This window comes from Pseudomonas sp. R3.Fl (assembly GCF_023516765.1).
Classification (GTDB): Bacteria; Pseudomonadota; Gammaproteobacteria; order Pseudomonadales; family Pseudomonadaceae; genus Pseudomonas; species Pseudomonas citronellolis.
The window spans coordinates 4,971,129-4,988,648 of the sequence record NZ_JAMGSO010000001.1; the positions used below are offsets into that span (position 1 = coordinate 4,971,129).

14 protein-coding genes are annotated in these 17,520 nt (G+C 68.7%); 7 read left to right on the forward strand and 7 right to left on the reverse strand.

Annotated features, from left to right (window positions below; translation table 11 throughout):
- Nucleotides 1-126: 126 nt before the first annotated feature.
- Complete coding sequence (exaC, locus tag M8R19_RS21960) at nucleotides 127-1,647, reverse strand: acetaldehyde dehydrogenase ExaC (RefSeq protein WP_009615972.1); 1,521 nt, start codon at nucleotides 1,645-1,647, stop codon at nucleotides 127-129.
- 304 nt (nucleotides 1,648-1,951) lie between these two features.
- On the opposite strand from exaC, the gene M8R19_RS21965 reads away from it, so the two are divergent.
- The 4 genes from M8R19_RS21965 (at nucleotide 1,952) to M8R19_RS21980 (ending at nucleotide 6,433) form a co-directional block, all read left to right on the forward strand.
- The gene (locus M8R19_RS21965) at nucleotides 1,952-3,862 is read left to right on the forward strand and encodes a sigma-54-dependent Fis family transcriptional regulator (RefSeq protein WP_249918911.1); all 1,911 of its coding nucleotides are present in this window, start codon (nucleotides 1,952-1,954) and stop codon (nucleotides 3,860-3,862) included.
- 310 nt (nucleotides 3,863-4,172) lie between these two features.
- Nucleotides 4,173-5,525 (forward strand): UDP-N-acetylmuramate:L-alanyl-gamma-D-glutamyl-meso-diaminopimelate ligase, encoded by a 1,353-nt coding sequence (gene mpl / locus M8R19_RS21970; RefSeq protein ID WP_249918912.1) that lies wholly within the window; start codon nucleotides 4,173-4,175, stop codon nucleotides 5,523-5,525.
- A 1-nt stretch (nucleotide 5,526) separates the two neighbouring features.
- Entirely contained in the window at nucleotides 5,527-6,156 is a 630-nt protein-coding gene (ubiX, locus tag M8R19_RS21975) for a flavin prenyltransferase UbiX (RefSeq protein ID WP_064584270.1), read from the forward strand.
- 16 nt (nucleotides 6,157-6,172) lie between these two features.
- Nucleotides 6,173-6,433 carry a YceK/YidQ family lipoprotein gene (locus M8R19_RS21980; protein WP_009615977.1) on the forward strand — a complete coding sequence of 87 codons (261 nt, stop codon included), beginning with the start codon at nucleotides 6,173-6,175 and terminating at the stop codon, nucleotides 6,431-6,433.
- A gap of 540 nt (nucleotides 6,434-6,973) precedes the next feature.
- Here M8R19_RS21980 and M8R19_RS21985 read toward each other — a convergent pair.
- The 3 genes from M8R19_RS21985 to M8R19_RS21995 all read right to left on the reverse strand — a co-directional run bounded on the left by M8R19_RS21985 (nucleotide 6,974) and on the right by M8R19_RS21995 (nucleotide 9,717).
- Nucleotides 6,974-7,615, reverse strand: coding sequence for an oxidoreductase (locus tag M8R19_RS21985; protein WP_249918913.1), 642 nt, complete (start codon nucleotides 7,613-7,615; stop codon nucleotides 6,974-6,976).
- 42 nt (nucleotides 7,616-7,657) lie between these two features.
- Nucleotides 7,658-9,172, reverse strand: a complete 1,515-nt coding sequence (locus M8R19_RS21990) for a C13 family peptidase (protein ID WP_249918914.1) — start codon at nucleotides 9,170-9,172, stop codon at nucleotides 7,658-7,660.
- An 89-nt stretch (nucleotides 9,173-9,261) separates the two neighbouring features.
- Nucleotides 9,262-9,717 (reverse strand): MaoC family dehydratase, encoded by a 456-nt coding sequence (locus M8R19_RS21995; RefSeq protein WP_009615980.1) that lies wholly within the window; start codon nucleotides 9,715-9,717, stop codon nucleotides 9,262-9,264.
- A 152-nt stretch (nucleotides 9,718-9,869) separates the two neighbouring features.
- On the opposite strand from M8R19_RS21995, the gene M8R19_RS22000 reads away from it, so the two are divergent.
- Genes M8R19_RS22000 through M8R19_RS22010 form a run of 3 tightly spaced genes read left to right on the forward strand, consistent with a single transcriptional unit; the run spans nucleotide 9,870 to nucleotide 11,550 of the window.
- Nucleotides 9,870-10,238, forward strand: coding sequence for a CidA/LrgA family protein (locus M8R19_RS22000; protein WP_009615981.1), 369 nt, complete (start codon nucleotides 9,870-9,872; stop codon nucleotides 10,236-10,238).
- Nucleotides 10,231-10,944, forward strand: coding sequence for an LrgB family protein (locus M8R19_RS22005; protein ID WP_249918915.1), 714 nt, complete (start codon nucleotides 10,231-10,233; stop codon nucleotides 10,942-10,944). Before M8R19_RS22000 ends, M8R19_RS22005 begins: the two co-directional genes overlap by 8 nt.
- A 15-nt stretch (nucleotides 10,945-10,959) precedes the next feature.
- A complete protein-coding gene (locus tag M8R19_RS22010) occupies nucleotides 10,960-11,550 on the forward strand; it encodes an LON peptidase substrate-binding domain-containing protein (RefSeq protein WP_249918916.1) in 591 nt (196 codons plus the stop codon).
- A 244-nt stretch (nucleotides 11,551-11,794) separates the two neighbouring features.
- On the opposite strand, the gene prpD is transcribed toward M8R19_RS22010, so the two are convergent.
- The 3 genes from prpD to acnD form a co-directional block, all read right to left on the reverse strand.
- Entirely contained in the window at nucleotides 11,795-13,279 is a 1,485-nt protein-coding gene (gene prpD, locus M8R19_RS22015) for a 2-methylcitrate dehydratase (protein WP_249918917.1), read from the reverse strand.
- 312 nt (nucleotides 13,280-13,591) lie between these two features.
- On the reverse strand, nucleotides 13,592-14,779 hold the full coding sequence (gene prpF / locus M8R19_RS22020; protein ID WP_249918918.1) for a 2-methylaconitate cis-trans isomerase PrpF: 1,188 nt from the start codon (nucleotides 14,777-14,779) through the stop codon (nucleotides 13,592-13,594).
- A 130-nt stretch (nucleotides 14,780-14,909) separates the two neighbouring features.
- Nucleotides 14,910-17,519 (reverse strand): Fe/S-dependent 2-methylisocitrate dehydratase AcnD, encoded by a 2,610-nt coding sequence (gene acnD, locus M8R19_RS22025; RefSeq protein WP_249918919.1) that lies wholly within the window; start codon nucleotides 17,517-17,519, stop codon nucleotides 14,910-14,912.
- Nucleotide 17,520 lies beyond the last annotated feature (1 nt).

Genomic DNA, 17,520 nt, shown 5'->3' on the forward strand with positions numbered 1-17,520 from the left:
GGTTGACTGCGAATTTCCCATCCATGGCGGGAGATAACGGCGGGTAACCGCGAACGCTTACTTCTTCGAGACGAAAAAAAGCGCGGCCCGAAGGCCGCGCAGAAGAGAGTCGAAAGCTCGCTGCTATCAGAAGAAGCCCAGCGGGTTGATGTCGTAGCTCACCAGCAGGTTCTTGGTCTGCTGGTAGTGGTCGAGCATCATCTTGTGGGTCTCGCGGCCCACGCCGGATTTCTTGTAGCCGCCGAACGCGGCGTGCGCCGGGTACAGGTGGTAGCAGTTGGTCCACACGCGGCCGGCCTTGATGCCGCGGCCCATGCGGTAGGCGCGGTTGATGTCGCGGGTCCAGACGCCGGCGCCCAGGCCGTATTCGGTGTCGTTGGCGATGGCCAGGGCCTCGGCTTCGTCCTTGAAGGTGGTGACGCCCACCACCGGGCCGAAGATTTCTTCCTGGAACACGCGCATCTTGTTGCTGCCCTTGAGCAGCGTCGGCTGGATGTAGTAGCCGGTGGCCAGACTGCCTTCGAGCTTCTCGACCTGGCCGCCGACCAGCACTTCGGCGCCTTCCTGCTGGGCGATGTCGAGGTAGGAGAGGATCTTGTCGAACTGCTGCTGCGAGGCCTGGGCGCCAACCATGGTGTCGGTGTCCAGCGGGTCGCCGCGCTTGATCGCCTTGACCTTCTTCATCACCACTTCCATGAACTGCGGGTAGATGGATTCCTGCACGAGGGCGCGGGACGGGCAGGTGCACACCTCGCCCTGGTTGAAGAAGGCCAGCACCAGGCCCTCGGCGGCCTTCTCGATGAAGGTCGGCTCGGCCTGCATGATGTCTTCGAAGTAGATGTTCGGGCTCTTGCCGCCCAGCTCGACAGTGCTGGGGATGATGTTCTTCGCTGCGCATTCGAGGATGTGCGAGCCCACCGGGGTGGAGCCGGTGAAGGCGATCTTGGCGATGCGCTTGCTGGTGGCCAGCGCCTCGCCGGCTTCCTTGCCGAAGCCTTGCACCACGTTGAGCACGCCCGGCGGCAGCAGGTCGCCGATGATTTCCATCAGCACGCAGATGCCCAGCGGCGTCTGTTCGGCCGGCTTGAGCACCACGCAGTTGCCGGCGGCCAGGGCCGGGGCGAGTTTCCAGGCGGCCATCAGCAGCGGGAAGTTCCACGGGATGATCTGCCCGACCACGCCCAGCGGCTCGTGGATGTGGTAGGCCACGGTGCTGTCGTTGATCTCCGCGGCCGAGCCTTCCTGGGCGCGGATGCAGCCGGCGAAGTAGCGGAAGTGGTCGGCGGCCAGCGGGATGTCGGCGTTGAGGGTTTCGCGCACCGGCTTGCCGTTGTCCCAGGTCTCGGTGACGGCGAGCACTTCCAGGTTCTGTTCGATGCGGTCGGCGATCTTCAGCAGGACCAGCGAGCGCTCCTGCACCGAAGTGCGGCCCCAGGCATCGGCCGCGGCATGGGCGGCGTCCAGGGCCTTGTCGATGTCGGCGGCGTCGGAGCGGGGGAACTCGGCGATGGGCTGGCCGTTCACCGGCGAGGTGTTGACGAAGTACTGGCCGTTGACCGGGGGCACGAACTCGCCACCGATGTAGTTGCCGTAGCGGGACTTGAAGGAAACGACAGCACCTTGGCTACCGGGTTGGGCGTAACGCATGGTGGATCTCCTGGCTCTTGTGCTTGTTGGGGAGGACGCGTTTGCGGTCTGACAAGCGTAGAGCAAGGGCCGGGCCATGCCAGTGCGAACCGCGTGGTTGCTGGGCCGGCGGTCGGCTGGCGGGCGCGCGCCGACGGGCGGTGTGGCAGCGCTGGCACAGGCCGGGGTGACAGTTTGTCCCGCATCCGGTACAGCGACTGACCGCCAGGTCACGCGGGCATTGCATTGCGCGGCGCGCTGGACGATGCTGCGGGAACGGTCGCCCCGGGACTGCCTGCCGTCCCTTCCGTGGAGAACCATAACAATGAGTGCGAACGCCATGAGTCGCCACGCCCGCCAGGTCATGACAGTGGCCCGTGGGCAGCAACCGGCCAGCGGCCCCGCCGCCGATCCGTCGATCGCCCGTTCCTGGCTGCGCTGCCTGGAGGAATACCACCTCGACCCGGCGCAGACGCTGCCGCCCACGGTGCTGGAGCACCGGCGCATGCTGGAGCGCCGCGAAGGCCTGCAGCAGGTGCTGGAGATCGCCAGCGGCGAGATGACCAGCCTGCGCCAGCAGCTCGCCGGCGCCGGCCACGCGGTGCTGCTCACCGACGCCCGCGGGGTGATCCTCAACCGCGTCTGCGACGAGGCCGAGCGCGCCACCTTCGAACACGCCGGGCTGTGGCTGGGCGCCGACTGGAGCGAGGCCCGCGAGGGCACCAACGGCATCGGCACCTGCCTGATCGAGCGCCAGGCGCTGACCATCCACCGCGACGAACATTTCCGCAGCCTGCACACCGGCCTGACCTGCTCGGCGAGCCCGGTGTTCGACCCCCACGGCGAACTGCTGGCGGTGCTCGACGTGTCCTCGGCGCGCCGCGACCTGTCGCGGCAGAGCCAGTTCCACACCATGGCCCTGGTCAACCTCTCGGCGAAGATGATCGAGAGCTGCTACTTCCTGCGCCGCTTCGAAGGCCAGTGGCTGCTGCGCTTCCACCTGCAGGCCGAGTACGTCGGGCTGTTCAGCGAGGGCCTGGTGGCCTTCGACGGCGCCGGGCGCATCCTCGCCGCCAACCAGGGCGCGCTGAACCTGCTCGACCGCCCGCGCGACGGCCTGCTCGGCCGATCGGTGGAGGACTGCTTCGACATCCGCCTGGACGAGCTGCTCGGCCGCGCCAGCACCCAGGCCGGCCTCAGCTGGCCGCTGCGCAGCCACGCCGGGCGCCAGTTCCACGCCCAGCTGCGTGGCGAGCCGCGGCCGCTGGCGATTCCCGTATCACGGCCGGCGCCTGCCGCGCCGGGGCTGTGCCTGGGCGACGAGCGCCTGGCCGCGGACTTCCGTCGCGCGCTCAAGGTCTACGCTCACGACGTGCCGCTGCTGCTGCACGGCGAGACCGGCTCGGGCAAGGAGGCCTTCGCCAAGGCCGTGCACCAGTCCGGCGAGCGCGCCGGCAAGGCCTTCGTCGCGCTGAACTGCGCGGCCATCCCGGAAAGCCTGATCGAGAGCGAGCTGTTCGGCTACCGCGGCGGCAGCTTCACCGGCGCGCGCAAGGAAGGCATGCGCGGCAAGCTGCTGCAGGCCGACGGCGGCACCCTGTTCCTCGACGAGATCGGCGACATGCCCCTGGCCCTGCAGACGCGCCTGCTGCGGGTGCTGGAAGAGCGCCAGGTGGTGCCCCTGGGCGACGGCGTGGCGCAGCCGGTGGACCTGCGCCTGATCAGCGCCACCCACCGCAACCTGGAGGAGCTGGTGGCCGCCGGCACCTTCCGCGAAGACCTCTACTACCGCCTCAACGGCCTGGTGCTGCAACTGCCGGCTCTGCGCGAGCGCGAGGACCGGCCGCAGCTGCTGGCGCAACTGCTCGCCGAGGAGTCCCGGGGCCGGCCCATCGTGCTCGACGAGGACGTGCGCCAGGTCCTGCTCGACCATCCCTGGCCGGGCAATGTGCGCCAGTTGCGCAACGTGCTGCGCACCCTGGTGGCGCTGAGCGAGGGCGGCCGCGTGCACCTGGCCGACCTGCCGGTGGACATCCGCCGCGCCGCGCAACCCAAGCCCGCGCCCGAAGCGGAGGCGCCCGCCGACTGCCTGCTCGACGCCGAGCGCGGCGCGCTGCTGGCGGTGCTGGAGGCGCAGCGCTGGCACATGAGCCGCACCGCGCAGCAACTGGGCATCAGCCGCAACACCCTCTACCGCAAGCTGCGCCGCCACGGTTTGAGCCGCTCCGTACCGTAGGGCGTACAACCGTTCGCGGTTGTACGCCGTTTGACCCAGGCCCCAGGCGGCTCCGGGTTCGACCTTGGCGGTGGGGGCGGCTGTGTAGATGGACGGCTTCAGGTTCGACCTTGGCTTTGGGTGAAGATTGGGTGTATCGGCGTATAACCGCGAACGGTTATACGCCCTACGCCAGGCCCACCAATGGCTTGCGTGGAACCCCCGCCCAATGGCGCCGTCTGATGCATCCAGCCACCCCGCCGGCACCCGGCGCTGTGCTAATCTGCCGCCCATTCGAAGCGCCTTCCCAGGCTTGATTGCAGGAGTCTGCATGCATATCCACATCCTCGGCATCTGCGGCACCTTCATGGGCTCGCTGGCCGTGCTGGCCAAGGAACTGGGGCACCGCGTCACCGGTTCCGACGCCAACGTCTACCCGCCCATGAGCACCCAGCTGCAGGCCCAGGGCATCGAATTGATGCAGGGCTACGAGCCCGCCCACCTGGAGCCGGCGCCGGACCTGGTGGTGATCGGCAACGCCCTGTCGCGCGGCAACCCGGCGGTGGAGTACGTGCTGAACAAGGGCCTGCCCTACGTTTCCGGCCCGCAGTGGCTGGCCGACCACGTGCTGCAGGGCCGCTGGGTGCTGGCCGCCGCCGGCACCCACGGCAAGACCACCACCAGCAGCATGCTGGCCTGGGTGCTGGAGCACGCCGGCATGAGCCCGGGTTTCCTGATCGGCGGCGTGCCGCAGAACTTCGGCGTCTCCGCGCGCCTGGGCGGCACGCCGTTCTTCGTGGTGGAAGCCGACGAGTACGACAGCGCCTTCTTCGACAAGCGCTCGAAGTTCGTCCACTACCGCCCGCGCACCGCCATCCTGAACAACCTGGAATTCGATCACGCGGACATCTTCCCGGACCTGGCGTCCATCGAGCGGCAGTTCCACCACCTGGTGCGGACCATCCCCGGCGAAGGCCTGATCATCCACCCGGAAAACGAAACCGCGCTCAAGCGCGTGATCGGCATGGGCTGCTGGACCCCGGTGCAGACCACCGGCGAGGGCGGCCAGTGGCAGGCGCGCCTGCTCAGCGCCGACGGCTCGCGCTTCGAGGTGCTGTTCGACGGCGCCGCCCAGGGCACGGTGGAATGGGAACTGACCGGCCAGCACAACGTCGCCAACGCCCTGGCCTGCCTGGCCGCGGCGCGCCACGTCGGCGTGGTGCCGGAGCTGGGCTGCGCCGCGCTGTCGGCGTTCAAGAGCGTCAAGCGGCGCATGGAGAAGGTCGCCGAAGTGAAGGGCGTGACCCTCTACGACGACTTCGCCCACCACCCGACCGCCATCGCCACCACCCTCGACGGCCTGCGCAAGCGCGTCGGCGACGCCCCGGTGATCGCTGTGGTCGAGCCGCGTTCCAACTCCATGAAGCTGGGCGCCCACCGCGACGGCCTGGCGGACAGCGTCACCCAGGCCGACCGGGTGTTCTGGTATGCGCCGCCGAACCTGGGCTGGGACCTGGCCGCCACTGTGGCCGGCTCGACCGTGCCGACCCAGGTATGCGATTCCCTGGAGGCCATCATCGAAGGCGTGAAGGCCGTGGCCACGCCGGGCACCCAGGTGGTGATCATGAGCAACGGCGGCTTCGGCGGCCTGCACGGCAAGCTGGCCAAGGCCCTGGAGGACTGAGATGGCGGGAGCCGAACGCGTCACCCTGGCGATGACTGGCGCTTCCGGCGCGCAGTACGGCCTGCGCCTGCTCGATTGCCTGGTGCAGGAAGACCGCGAGGTGCACTTCCTGATCTCCAAGGCCGCGCAACTGGTGGTGGCCACCGAGACCGACGTGACCCTGCCGGGCAAGCCCCAGGCGATGCAGGCCTTCCTCAGCGAATACACCGGCGCCGCACCGGGGCAGATCCGCGTCTACGGCAAGGAAGACTGGATGGCCCCGGTGGCCTCCGGCTCCGGCGCGCCCGGCGCCATGGTGGTGGTGCCTTGCTCCACCGGCACGCTGTCGGCGATCGCCAGCGGCGCCTGCAACAACCTGATCGAGCGCGCCGCCGACGTCGCCCTGAAGGAGCGCCGCCAGTTGATCCTGGTGCCGCGCGAGGCGCCGCTGTCGAGCATCCACCTGGAGAACATGCTCAAGCTGTCCAACCTGGGCGCGGTGATCTTGCCGGCGGCGCCGGGTTTCTACCATCAGCCGCAGACCATCGACGACCTGGTCGACTTCGTGGTCGCGCGCATCCTCAACCAACTGGGCATTCCCCAGGACATGCTGCCGCGCTGGGGCGAACACCACCTTGTCAGTGACGAATAAGCTCCTCGCCGCCCTGATGCTGTTGCAGCTGGGCGGCTGCGCCACCGTGAAGACCCTCAACGCCAACAAGCCCGGCGCCCCGCTGATCTATGCCGGCACGCGGCTGGACTGGTATTCCATCAACGGCGGTTGTTGCCCGCAGGATCATTACGGCACCGAGGCGCCGAAGTATCCGCGGCTGGACCTGCCGGGGAGTGCGTTGCTGGATACCGTGCTGTTGCCGCTGTCGATCGCCGCCGAATTGGGGATCGGTCTGCAGGTGTGGGGCGGGAATTGACGCCGCGGGCCTTGCCCGCGATTCGCGCGCAGGGCGCGCTCCTACAGGTGGGCGTCGCGTAGGAGCGGATCTCATCCGCGAACCGCGCCGGAACCTCCGGCTATCGCGGACAAGGTCCGCTCCTACAGGGGAATGCCATGCCCCATGCCGAACTGTAGGAGCGGGCCCTGCCCGCGAAATCGCGCGCAGGGCGCGCTCCTACAGGTGGGCGTCGCGTAGGAGCGGATCTCATCCGCGAACCGCGCCGGAACCTCCGGCTATCGCGGACAAGGTCCGCTCCTACAGGGGAAATGCCATGCCTCATGCCGAACTGTAGGAGCGGGCCTTGCCCGCGAAATCGCGCGCAGGGCGCGCTCCTGCAGGTGGGCGTCGCGTAGGAGCGGATCTTATCCGCGAACCGCGCCGGAGCCTCCGGCTATCGCTACATTGCAGGCGAACACCGCTTTTCGTAGGAGCGAGCTTGCTCGCGAACAAACTCTGCTGCGGGGCTCATTCGCGAGCAAGCTCGCTCCTACGAAGAGCATCTCGGCGCAGCTGGGGTTATTTCCCGAGCCTGCGCAGCTCATCCGACTCCACGAACCGCACACCCTTGCCCGTCTCCAGGGCCAGGCGCCAGAGGGCGCGGGCCAGGGCGCAGGCTTCGATGCCGTGCAGCTTGCCGGGGAGGATGCGGGCGAAGGGCGCGGCGAGCAGTTCGGCCAGGCGGATTTCCTCGCGCTGGCCCAGCAGCAGGGACGGGCGGGCGATGGTCAGTTGCGCCCAGCCCTGTTTCTGCAGGGCTTCTTCCAGCTCGCCCTTGACGCGGTTGTAGAACAGCGAGGACTTGCTGTCCGCGCCCAGCGCGCTGACCACCACGTAGTGCCGCGCGCCGAGCTTGAGCGCGTGCTCGCCCAGGGCCAGCGGCAGGTCGTAGTCCACCGCCTTGAAGGCCGCTTCGGAGCCGGCCTCCTTGAGCGTGGTGCCCAGGCAGCAGAACACCGTGTCCACCGGCCCGGCCAGGCCGGGGATGAGTTCGGCCAGCGGGCCGATGGGGTTCTCCAGGCGCGGGTGGGCGGCCAGTGGCCGGCGCGTCGGCGCCAGCACGCGCTTGACCGTCGGCTCGCTGAGCATGCGGTCGAGCAGGTGTTCGCCGGTGAGGCCGGTGGCGCCGGCGAGAATGACATGCGTCGGTGTTGAATACATCCTGGTTTCTCCGCTGACACAGTTACAAGCGTAGTTGCCGGGCTATCGTTTTTCCTGCACGTGCCCCGCATCGGCGCTCAGGGCCCGGCTAGCCTGGCCTGCGCGCAAGGCGTTCCAGCGCTGCAGGACGGCCGGCGGCGCCCACAGCTGCGGCTCGGAGGCGTCGAAGCCGTCCGCCGTCTCGCGCCGGGCGACCTCGCTGCTGGCCAGCTGGAAGGCCTGCTGCAGGTCGTCGGTGGCGTTCAGGGCGTTGGCGAACAGGGCCTGGCCGAAGTAGGTGAAGTCCGCTTCCTCGGAACAGCCGAAGGACACCCGGTCGCTGCGCGCCGCCGTCATGATCAGAGTCCTGTCGTCCTTCAGAGGTTCGATGAAGCCGCCGCTGTAGCAGGCCGAGATCACCAGCACCTTGTAGCGCTCCTTCAGCGGCGCGAGGAGTTCGGCGAGGTCGGCGGCGGGCAGGTTGTCCAGGCGGATGCCGGGCATGTCGAGGATCAGTTGGTGGTCGTGGCTGCCGTGGCTTGTCAGGTAGATGAACACCAGGTCCTCCGGGCCGCTGCTACGCGCCAGGGCGCGGATCGCCCGCGCCAGGCTCTCGCGGGTGGCCATGGGGCGGTCGTCGGCGTGGTTGCGGTTGTTCACCAGGGTGACCACGCCGCGCGCGCCGAAGCGCTGGCCGAGCAGGCGGGCGACGTAGTCGGCCTCGCGCAGGAACACGCTCTGCTTGCCGTCGCCGCCCACGCTCAGGGCGTACAGCTCCACCTGCGGCGTGGAGGGCGGCAGCGCGGCCAGGGCGCGGTCGAGCAGGCGGCCCTGTTCCAGCAGGCCGACCTCAACCGGGTTGGGCAGGCGCCGGCCCTGTTCGTCGCGGCGCAGCAGGCCGTTGCTCCAGGTGCCGGCCTGCAGGCGCCCGTCGGCGCCGCGCAGGCTGCCCTTGCCGGCGAACTTGCCGTCGGCGAACTGGCCACGGTAGACCTGGCCGTCGGCCTGGGTCAGCACGCCTTCGCCGGCGAAGCGCCAGTCCTTGAAGCCGCCTTCGTAGCGGCTGCCGTCGCGGCCTTCGTACTTGCCCTGGCCGTTCAGCGCGCCCTGGCTGAACTGGCCGCTCCACACGTCGCCGTCGGCGTTGACGAAGCGCCCCTGGCCGCTGAATTCGGTGTTCTCGAAGCCGCCCTCGTAGCGGTCGCCGTCGGCGTCGCTGAAGCTGCCCTTGCCGCGCAACTGGCCGTTCTCGAAGGTGCCGGCGTATTCGTTGCCCTGGCCATCGTCCAGCTGGCCCTGGCCGTGGTAGAGGCCAGCGCGGAAGCCGCCCTGGTAGTGGCTGCCGTCGGCGCCGTGCCATTCGCCCGGGCCGTCGAACAGGCCCTTGGCGAAGCGGCCCTGGTACCAGGCGCCGTTACCGTGCTCCAGGCGCCCCTCGCCGTGCAGGCGGCCATCGACGAGAGCGCCGTGGTAGCGCGCGCCGTCGGGCAGCACCAGGTCGGCCGAGGGCTGGGCGGGGCCCTGGTCGCAGGCCGCCAGGGCCAGGATCAGGGCGAGGAGGGGAAGGTGCAGGCGCATGCGGCAGGTCGGTCACGGCGGTTTTGCACCAGTGTGACGCAAAAAAGCCCGCGGGCGCGGGCTTTTTTACCGGGGGCCGGGCGCCGGCGTCAGACGAAGGCCAGGCTCAGCGATTCGGCGATGTAGGCCGGCTTGGGCAGGCCTTCGATCTCCAGGGTGCAGCGCGCCTTGATCAGCCACTGGCCGGGGTTCTTCTCGCTGACGTCGAGGATGGTCACCTGCAGGCGCACCCGCGAATCCACCGGCACCGGCTGGATGAAGCGCACGCTGTCGAGGCCGTAGTTGACCACCATCTTCGGGTTCTCCGGGAGCACCAGCAGGCCCTCGCAGAGCTTGGGAATCAGCGACAGGGAGAGGAAGCCGTGGGCGATGGTGCCGCCGAACGGGGTCTTCTTCGCCTTCTCCGGGTCCACGTGGATGAACTGGTGGTCCTCGGTGCACTCGGCGAACTGGTTGATGCGGTTCTGGTCGATGGTGAGCCATTCGGAATGGCCCAGGTCCTTGCCAATGTAGTCCTTGAGGGTGCTGACGGGAACGAACGGCATGTTTTCCTCCGCGAACGCGTGTTGTTGTTTTTTGCGTGCGATGCAGCATGGCACAGGTCGATGACGGCTGCGCACCTATGCTTGAAGCGAATGCCATGCCATAGGCCGGGCGTACTTGGGCATAATGTCGGGCTTTTTCACAGGAGGTTGCCATGCTGCTCCGCGGCCTGACCTGGCTGGTGCTGTTCCAACTGCTGGGCACCGGTCTGAATGTTCTCATCCTGCCGATGATCCCCGGCCCGATCATTGGGCTGGTGCTGTTGCTGGCGTTCCTGCTGGCGCGCGGGGAAGTGGGCGAGCCGATCACGCTCGCGGCCTCCTCGCTGCTGCGCTACCTGCCGCTGCTGCTGGTGCCGCCGGCGGTGGGGGTGATGGTCTACGGCCGCCAGCTGCTGGCGGACTTCTGGCCGCTGGCCGGGGCCCTGGCGCTGTCGCTGCTGGGCTCCTTCCTGTTCGCCGGCTGGCTGATGCAGAAGCTGATCGACCGCCAGCGCGGCCGCAAGGAAGCCCGCGATGCTTGACTGGCAAGGCGCCTGGCAGGCGGTCACCCACCATCCGCTGTTCTGCATCGGCATCACCCTGGCGGCCTACCAACTGGCCCTGGCGGCCTACGAGCGCACGCGCTGGGTGTTCCTGCAGCCGGTGCTGGTGTCCATGGCCATGGTGATCCTGGTGCTGCTGGGCACCGGCATCGACTACCAGGCCTACAGCGCCGGGGTCAGCGTGCTGACCGTGCTGCTCGGCCCGGCCACCGTGGCCCTGGCGGTGCCGCTGTTCCTCAACCTCAGGCGCATCCGCCAGCTGTTCTGGCCGACCCTGGTCACCCTGCTGGTGGCCGGCGTGCTGGCCACCGTGGCCGGCATCGGCCTGGGCTGGCTGTTCGGCCTGCGCGGCGAGCTGCTGATGAGCCTGGCGCCGAAGTCGGTGACCTCGCCCATCGCCATGCTGGTGGCCAGCCAGATCGGCGGCGTGGCGGCGCTGGCGGCGGTGTTCGTGCTGATCACCGGGGTGCTCGGCGCCATCCTCGGCCCGGAGCTGCTGCGCCGCATCGGCGTGCGCCACCCGGCCGCCCAGGGCATGGCGCTGGGCATGACCGCCCACGCCGTGGGCACCTCCCGCGCCCTGCAGGAGGGCGAGGAATGCGGCGCCTTCGCCGCCCTGGCGATGAGCCTGATGGGCGTGGCCACCGCAGTGCTGCTACCGTTGGCGGTAGCGTTGATCGCCTGAAGCAGGAAGATTCACATGAAGTTGCCGCTCTTCCCCCTCAACACCGTGCTGTTCCCCGGTTGCCGCCTGGACCTGCAGATCTTCGAGGCGCGCTACCTGGACATGATCGGCCGCTGCATGAAGCAGGGCGGCGGCTTCGGCGTGGTGTCCATCGTCGAAGGCCGCGAAGTGGGCGAGGCGCCGGAGGCGTTCAGCCAGGTCGGCTGCGAGGCGCTGATCCGCGACTGGCAGCAGTTGCCCAATGGGCTGCTGGGCATCCGCGTCGAGGGTGGCCGGCGTTTCCGGATAAGCGATACGCAGGTGCAGCCGGACCAACTGCTGGAAGCCGACGTGGCCTGGCTGGAGGAGCAACCCGACCAGCCGCTGACCGAGGAGCACGACGACCTGGCTGCGCTGCTCGGCGCGCTGTCGCTGCACCCGATGGTCGCCACCCTGGAGATGGGCGGCGAAGTCCACGGCCAGCAGGAGCTGGCCTGCCAGCTGGCCTACCTGCTGCCCTTCGAGCCGGAGCAGAAGCAGGTGCTGCTGGAGATGGACGACCCCACGGTACGCCTGGCGCGCATCCAGGTGCTGCTGGAGCAGTTGCAGGGGGATCTGTTGGCCTGAGCGTTGTGGCCGCCCTGTAGGAGCGGATCTCATCCGCGAATCGCGCCGTTGGTTCCGGCTATCGCGGACAAGGTCCGCTCCTACGGGGAGAGAATGCCATGCCTCACGGCAACCTGTAGGAGCGGGCCCTGCCCGCGATTCGCGCGCAGGGCGCGCTCCTACAAGGGAATGGCGTAGCGCAGCGATACCCATCGCCATGACCGCATGGGTTTCGCCAGGGCTCAACCCATCCTGCAAAAGCGCTTCAGATCACCAGCAAATCCATGAAGCGGTGCACCGGCGTGGCTTCCAGCTGCGCGGGGTCGTCGCACAGCGCGGTTATCTGCGCGCAGCGCTGGGGGGCGAAGCGGGTGGCCAGGGCGTTGCGGAATTTCGCCTCCAGCAGCGGGATGCCTTCGGCGCGGCGGCGGCGGTGGCCCACCGGGTATTCCACCTCGATCTTCGGCGTGTTGCTGCCGTCTGAGAAGAACACCTGCACGGCGTTGGCGATGCTGCGCTTGCCCGGCTCCAGGTATTCGCGGCTGTAGCGCGCGTCTTCCACCACTTCCATCTTGTCGCGCAGGCGGTCGATCAGTGGGTGCGCGGCGTGGAAGGCATCCTCGTAGTGCTCGGCCTCCAGGGTGCCGTAGATCAGCGGCACGGCGACCATGTACTGGATGCAGTGGTCGCGGTCGGCGGCGTTGGCCAGGGGTCCGGTCTTGGAGATGATGCGGATCGCCGATTCCTGGGTGTCGATGACGATGCGGGTGATCTCGCTGATGCGGTTGCGCACCAGCGGGTGCAGCTGCACCGCGGCTTCCACGGCGGTCTGCGCATGGAACTCGGCGGGGAAGCTGATCTTGAACAGCACGTTCTCCATCACGTAGCTGGCGAAGGGCTGCGGCAGGCGGAAGCGGCGCTGGTCGTCGGGCTTGAGCGCCAGGTCCTTGTTGGTGTGGCTGAACAGCACGTCGTAGAAGCCCCATTGCGGCGCGGTCAGCACGCCGGGGATGCCCATCTCGCCGCGCCGGGCGATGTCCGCCAGGCGCAGGCCGCGGCTGCTGGCGTCGCCGGCGGCCCAGGACTTGCGCGAGCCGGCGTTGGGCGCGTGGCGGTAGGTGCGCAGGGCCTGGCCGTCGACGCAGGCGTGGGAGAGGGCGGAGAGCAGTTGCTCGCGGTCGGCGCCGAGCAGCCGTGCGCTCACCGCCGTGGAGGCGAGCTTGACCAGGAGCACGTGGTCCAGGCCGACGCGGTTGAAGGCGTTCTCCAGGGCGAACACGCCCTGGATCTCGTGGGCCAGGACCATGGATTCCAGCACGTCGCCCATGCTCAGCGGCGGTTCGCCATTGGCCTGGGCGCGCTGCGCCAGGTGGTCGGCGAGGCCGAGGATGGCGCCGAGGTTATCCGACGGGTGGCCCCATTCGGCGGCCAGCCAGGTGTCGTTGTAGTCCAGCCAGCGCACCAGCGCGCCTATGTCCCAGGCGGCCTTGACCGGATCGAGGCAGAAGCGCGTGCCTGGCACCCGCGAGCCGTGGGGCACCACGGTGCCTTCCACCTGCGGGCCGAGCAGCTTGGTGCATTCGGGGAAGCGCAGGGCCAGCAGGGCGCAGGCCAGGCTGTCCATCAGGCACAGCCGCGCGGTGTCGCGGGCCTCGGGGGAGTCGACGCGGTAGGTCAGGACGTAGTCGGCGATCTGCTGCAGGACGCCGTCGTAGTCGGGGCGGGTGTTCGGATCGGCGTTGGTGCTCATGGCGTGCTCCTGCGCGGTAATCCGGGAGAGTCTAGACGCTGGGGTTGTCTACTGGGTTCCCGCGTTCGCGGGAATGACGCCGGGAAACACGACACTCGATCCCGTCATTCCCGCGAACGCGGGAACCCAGAAAACAACGTAAGAGCAACTGTCTTGCAGGTCGCGCCGGGGCGCTCTTCGTGGGAGCGAGCTTGCTCGCGAATCGCATGGCACCGCGTTTGTTCGCGAGCAAGCTCGCTCCTACGAGAAGCCGGGCCTCCCCGACGGCAGGAGGGGCCATCGCGGACGGAGTCCGCTCCTACGGGGCGGCGCTCAGAAGGCGTCGCCTGGCACCCGCACCCAGCCTTCCATGAGGATGCGCGCGCTGCGGCTCATGATGGCCTTGGTCACGCTCCATTCGCCGTCCACCTGCTTCGCCTCGGCGCCCACGCGCAGGATGCCGGAGGGGTGGCCGAAGCGCACGGCGCTGCGCTCGCCGCCACCGGCGGCCAGGTTGACCAGGGTGCCCGGCACGGCCGCGGCGGTGCCGATGGCCACGGCGGCGGTGCCCATCATGGCGTGGTGCAGCTTGCCCATGGACAGCGCGCGCACCAGCAGGTCGACGTCGCCGGCCTGCACCTGCTTGCCGCTGGAGGTGCGGTAGTCCTTGGGCGGGGAGACGAAGGCGATCTTCGGCGTGTGCTGGCGGGTGGCCGCTTCTTCCGGGGTCTTGATCAGGCCCATGCGCAGGGCGCCGGCGATGCGGATCTGCTCGAAGCGCGCCAGTTGCTCGGGATCGGAGTTGATGTCTTCGCGCAGCTCGGTGCCCTTGTAGCCGATGTCCTCGGCGTTGACGAACACGGTGGGGATGCCGGCGCTGATCATGGTCGCCTTGAAGGTGCCGACGCCGGGCACTTCCAGGTCGTCCACCAGGTTGCCGGTGGGGAACATCGAGCCGCCTTCCTCGCCGTCGTCGGACGGGTCGAGGAATTCCAGCACGATCTCGGCGGCGGGGAAGGTCACCCCGTCCAGCTCGAAGTCGCCGGTTTCCTGGACCTGGCCGTTGGTGACCGGGACGTGGGCGATGATGGTCTTGTTGATGTTGGCCTGCCAGATGCGCACCACGCAGGTGCCGTTGTCCGGGATGCGTTCGGGATCGACCAGGCCGGCGTGGATGGCGAAGGCGCCGGCGGCGGTGGAGAGGTTGCCGCAGTTGCCGCTCCAGTCGACGAAGGCCTTGTCGATGGAGATCTGCCCGTAGAGGTAGTCGACGTCGTGGCCGGGCTGGCTGCTTTTCGACAGGATCACGCACTTGCTGGTGCTGGAAGTGGCGCCGCCCATGCCGTCGATGTGCGCCGAGTAGGGGTCGGGGCTGCCGATCACGCGCATGAACAGCTTGTCGCGCGCCGCTCCGGGCACCTGGCAGCGCTCGGGCAGGTCCTGCAGGCGGAAGAACACGCCCTTGCTGGTGCCGCCGCGGATGTAGGTGGCGGGGATTTTCACTTGGGGTACGTGGGGCATGGGGTCGCTGTCCTGGAATGCTGTTGGGTATCGCTGCGCTCAACGCCAACCTACGGTTCGCATGAGCCGCGTAGGATGGGTTGAGCGGAGCGATACCCATGCGGTATCGCCCCGCCCAACCCAGCTGGCATCACGCCGCGGACGACTCGAGGAAGTCCTTGGCGAAGCGCTGCAGCACGCCGCCGGCCTTGTACACGCTGACGTCGGCGGCGGTGTCCAGGCGGCAGGTCACCGGGACGCGGAGCACTTCACCGTTGCGGCGGTTGACCACCAGGGTCAGGTCGCAGCGCGGCGACAGTTCGCCTTCGATGTCGTAGGTCTCGGTGCCGTCCAGGCCCAGGGTCAGGCGCGTGGTGCCCGGCTTGAATTCCACCGGCAGCACGCCCATGCCCACCAGGTTGGTGCGGTGGATGCGCTCGAAACCTTCGGCCACGATCACTTCCACGCCGGCCAGGCGCACGCCCTTGGCCGCCCAGTCGCGGGACGAGCCCTGGCCGTAGTCGGCGCCGGCGACGATGATCAGGTTCTGCTTGCGGTTCATGTAGGTCTCGATGGCTTCCCACATGCGCATCACCTTGCCTTCCGGCTCCACGCGGGCCAGCGAGCCCTTCTTCACCGCGCCATCGACCACGGCCATTTCGTTGACCAGCTGCGGGTTGGCGAAGGTGGCGCGCTGCGCGGTGAGGTGGTCGCCGCGGTGGGTCGCGTAGGAGTTGAAGTCCTCCTCCGGCAGGCCCATTTTCGCCAGGTACTCGCCGGCCGCGGAGCTGGCGAGGATGGCGTTGGACGGCGACAGGTGGTCGGTGGTGATGTTGTCCGGCAGGATCGCCAGCGGCAGCATGCCCTTGAGCGTGCGTTCGCCGGCCAGCGCGCCTTCCCAGTAGGGCGGGCGGCGGATGTAGGTGGACATCGGGCGCCAGTCGTACAGCGGGCTATCGGCTTCCTTCACGCTGCCCAGGTCGAACATCGGGATGTACACCTGGCGGAACTGCTCGGGCTTCACGCTGGCCGCGACAATGGCGTCGATCTCTTCATCGGACGGCCACAGGTCCTTGAGGGTGATCGGGTTGCCGTTGGCGTCGGTACCCAGCGGGTCCTGCTCGATGTCGAAGCGCACGGTGCCGGCGATGGCGTAGGCCACCACCAGCGGCGGCGAGGCGAGGAAGGCCTGCTTGGCGTAGGGGTGGATGCGCCCGTCGAAGTTGCGGTTGCCCGAGAGCACGGCGGTGGCGTACAGGTCGCGGTCGATGATCTCCTGCTGGATCTTCGGCTCCAGCGCCCCGGACATGCCGTTGCAGGTGGTGCAGGCGTAGGCGACGATGCCGAAGCCGAGCTTCTCCAGCTCGGTCAGCAGGCCGGCTTCTTCCAGGTACAGCCTGGCGACTTTCGAGCCCGGCGCGAAGGAGGTCTTCACCCAGGGCTTGCGCACCAGGCCCAGCGCGTTGGCCTTCTTCGCCAGCAGGCCGGCGGCCACCACGTTGCGCGGGTTGGAGGTGTTGGTGCAACTGGTGATGGCGGCGATGATCACCGCGCCGTCGGGCATCAGGCCATGGGCTTCTTCGTCGCGGCCGGATTCCAGCTTGGCCTCGTCGGCGATGCCGCGCTCGGCCAGCGCCGAGGTCGGCAGGCGGCGGTGCGGGTTGGACGGGCCGGCCATGTTGCGCACCACGCTGCCCAGGTCGAAGCTGAGCACGCGCTCGTACTCGGCGGTCTTCAGGGCGTCGCCCCACAGGCCGAGGGTCTTCGCGTAGTTCTCCACCAGGGCCACCTGCTCGGGCTCGCGGCCGGTGAGCTTGAGGTAGTCGATGGTCTGGCCATCGATGTAGAACATCGAGGCGGTGGCGCCGTATTCCGGGCACATGTTGGAGATGGTCGCGCGGTCGCCGACGGAGAGGCTGTCGGCGCCTTCGCCGAAGAACTCCACGTAGGCACCCACCACGCGCTCCTTGCGCAGGAACTCGGTCAGCGCCAGGACGATGTCGGTGGCGGTGATGCCCGGGTGGCGCTTGCCGGTCAGCTCGACGCCGACGATGTCGGGCAGGCGCATCATCGATGGGTGGCCGAGCATCACGGTTTCCGCTTCCAGGCCGCCGACGCCGATGGCGATCACGCCCAGGGCGTCCACGTGCGGGGTGTGCGAGTCGGTGCCCACGCAGGTGTCGGGGAAGGCCACGCCGCCGCGCGCCTGGATCACCGGGCTCATCTTCTCCAGGTTGATCTGGTGCATGATGCCGTTGCCGGCGGGGATCACGTCGACGTTCTTGAACGCGGTCTTGGTCCACTCGATGAAGTGGAAGCGGTCCTCGTTGCGGCGGTCCTCGATGGCGCGGTTCTTCTCGAAGGCCTCCGGGTCGAAGCCCGGGGCTTCCACGGCCAGGGAGTGGTCGACGATCAGCTGCGTTGGCACCACCGGGTTGACCTTGGACGGGTCGCCGCCCTGGTCGGCGATGGCGTCGCGCAGGCCGGCCAGGTCGACCAGCGCGGTCTGCCCGAGGATGTCGTGGCAGACCACGCGTGCCGGGTACCAGGGGAAGTCGAGGTCGCGCTTGCGGTAGATCAGCTGTTCCAGCGCAGCGGTCAGCAGTTCCGGCTCGCAGCGGCGCACCAGCTGTTCGGCCAGCACGCGCGAGGTGTACGGGAGTTTGTCCCAGGCACCAGCCTGGATCTCTTCGACGGCCGCACGGGCGTCGAAGTAGTCCAGTTGTGTGCCGGGCAGGCTTTTACGGTATTGGCTGTTCATG

Coding starts and splice junctions, on each gene's coding strand:
- M8R19_RS21990 (WP_249918914.1), bottom strand. CDS start 9,172: ATGCGCCTGCACCTTCCCCTCCTCGCCCTGATCCTGGCCCTGGCGGCC.
- exaC (WP_009615972.1), bottom strand. CDS start 1,647: ATGCGTTACGCCCAACCCGGTAGCCAAGGTGCTGTCGTTTCCTTCAAG.
- mpl (WP_249918912.1), top strand. CDS start 4,173: ATGCATATCCACATCCTCGGCATCTGCGGCACCTTCATGGGCTCGCTG.
- M8R19_RS21980 (WP_009615977.1), top strand. CDS start 6,173: ATGCTGTTGCAGCTGGGCGGCTGCGCCACCGTGAAGACCCTCAACGCC.
- M8R19_RS21965 (WP_249918911.1), top strand. CDS start 1,952: ATGAGTGCGAACGCCATGAGTCGCCACGCCCGCCAGGTCATGACAGTG.
- ubiX (WP_064584270.1), top strand. CDS start 5,527: ATGGCGGGAGCCGAACGCGTCACCCTGGCGATGACTGGCGCTTCCGGC.
- M8R19_RS21995 (WP_009615980.1), bottom strand. CDS start 9,717: ATGCCGTTCGTTCCCGTCAGCACCCTCAAGGACTACATTGGCAAGGAC.
- M8R19_RS22005 (WP_249918915.1), top strand. CDS start 10,231: ATGCTTGACTGGCAAGGCGCCTGGCAGGCGGTCACCCACCATCCGCTG.
- M8R19_RS22000 (WP_009615981.1), top strand. CDS start 9,870: ATGCTGCTCCGCGGCCTGACCTGGCTGGTGCTGTTCCAACTGCTGGGC.
- prpD (WP_249918917.1), bottom strand. CDS start 13,279: ATGAGCACCAACGCCGATCCGAACACCCGCCCCGACTACGACGGCGTC.
- prpF (WP_249918918.1), bottom strand. CDS start 14,779: ATGCCCCACGTACCCCAAGTGAAAATCCCCGCCACCTACATCCGCGGC.
- acnD (WP_249918919.1), bottom strand. CDS start 17,519: ATGAACAGCCAATACCGTAAAAGCCTGCCCGGCACACAACTGGACTAC.
- M8R19_RS22010 (WP_249918916.1), top strand. CDS start 10,960: ATGAAGTTGCCGCTCTTCCCCCTCAACACCGTGCTGTTCCCCGGTTGC.
- M8R19_RS21985 (WP_249918913.1), bottom strand. CDS start 7,615: ATGTATTCAACACCGACGCATGTCATTCTCGCCGGCGCCACCGGCCTC.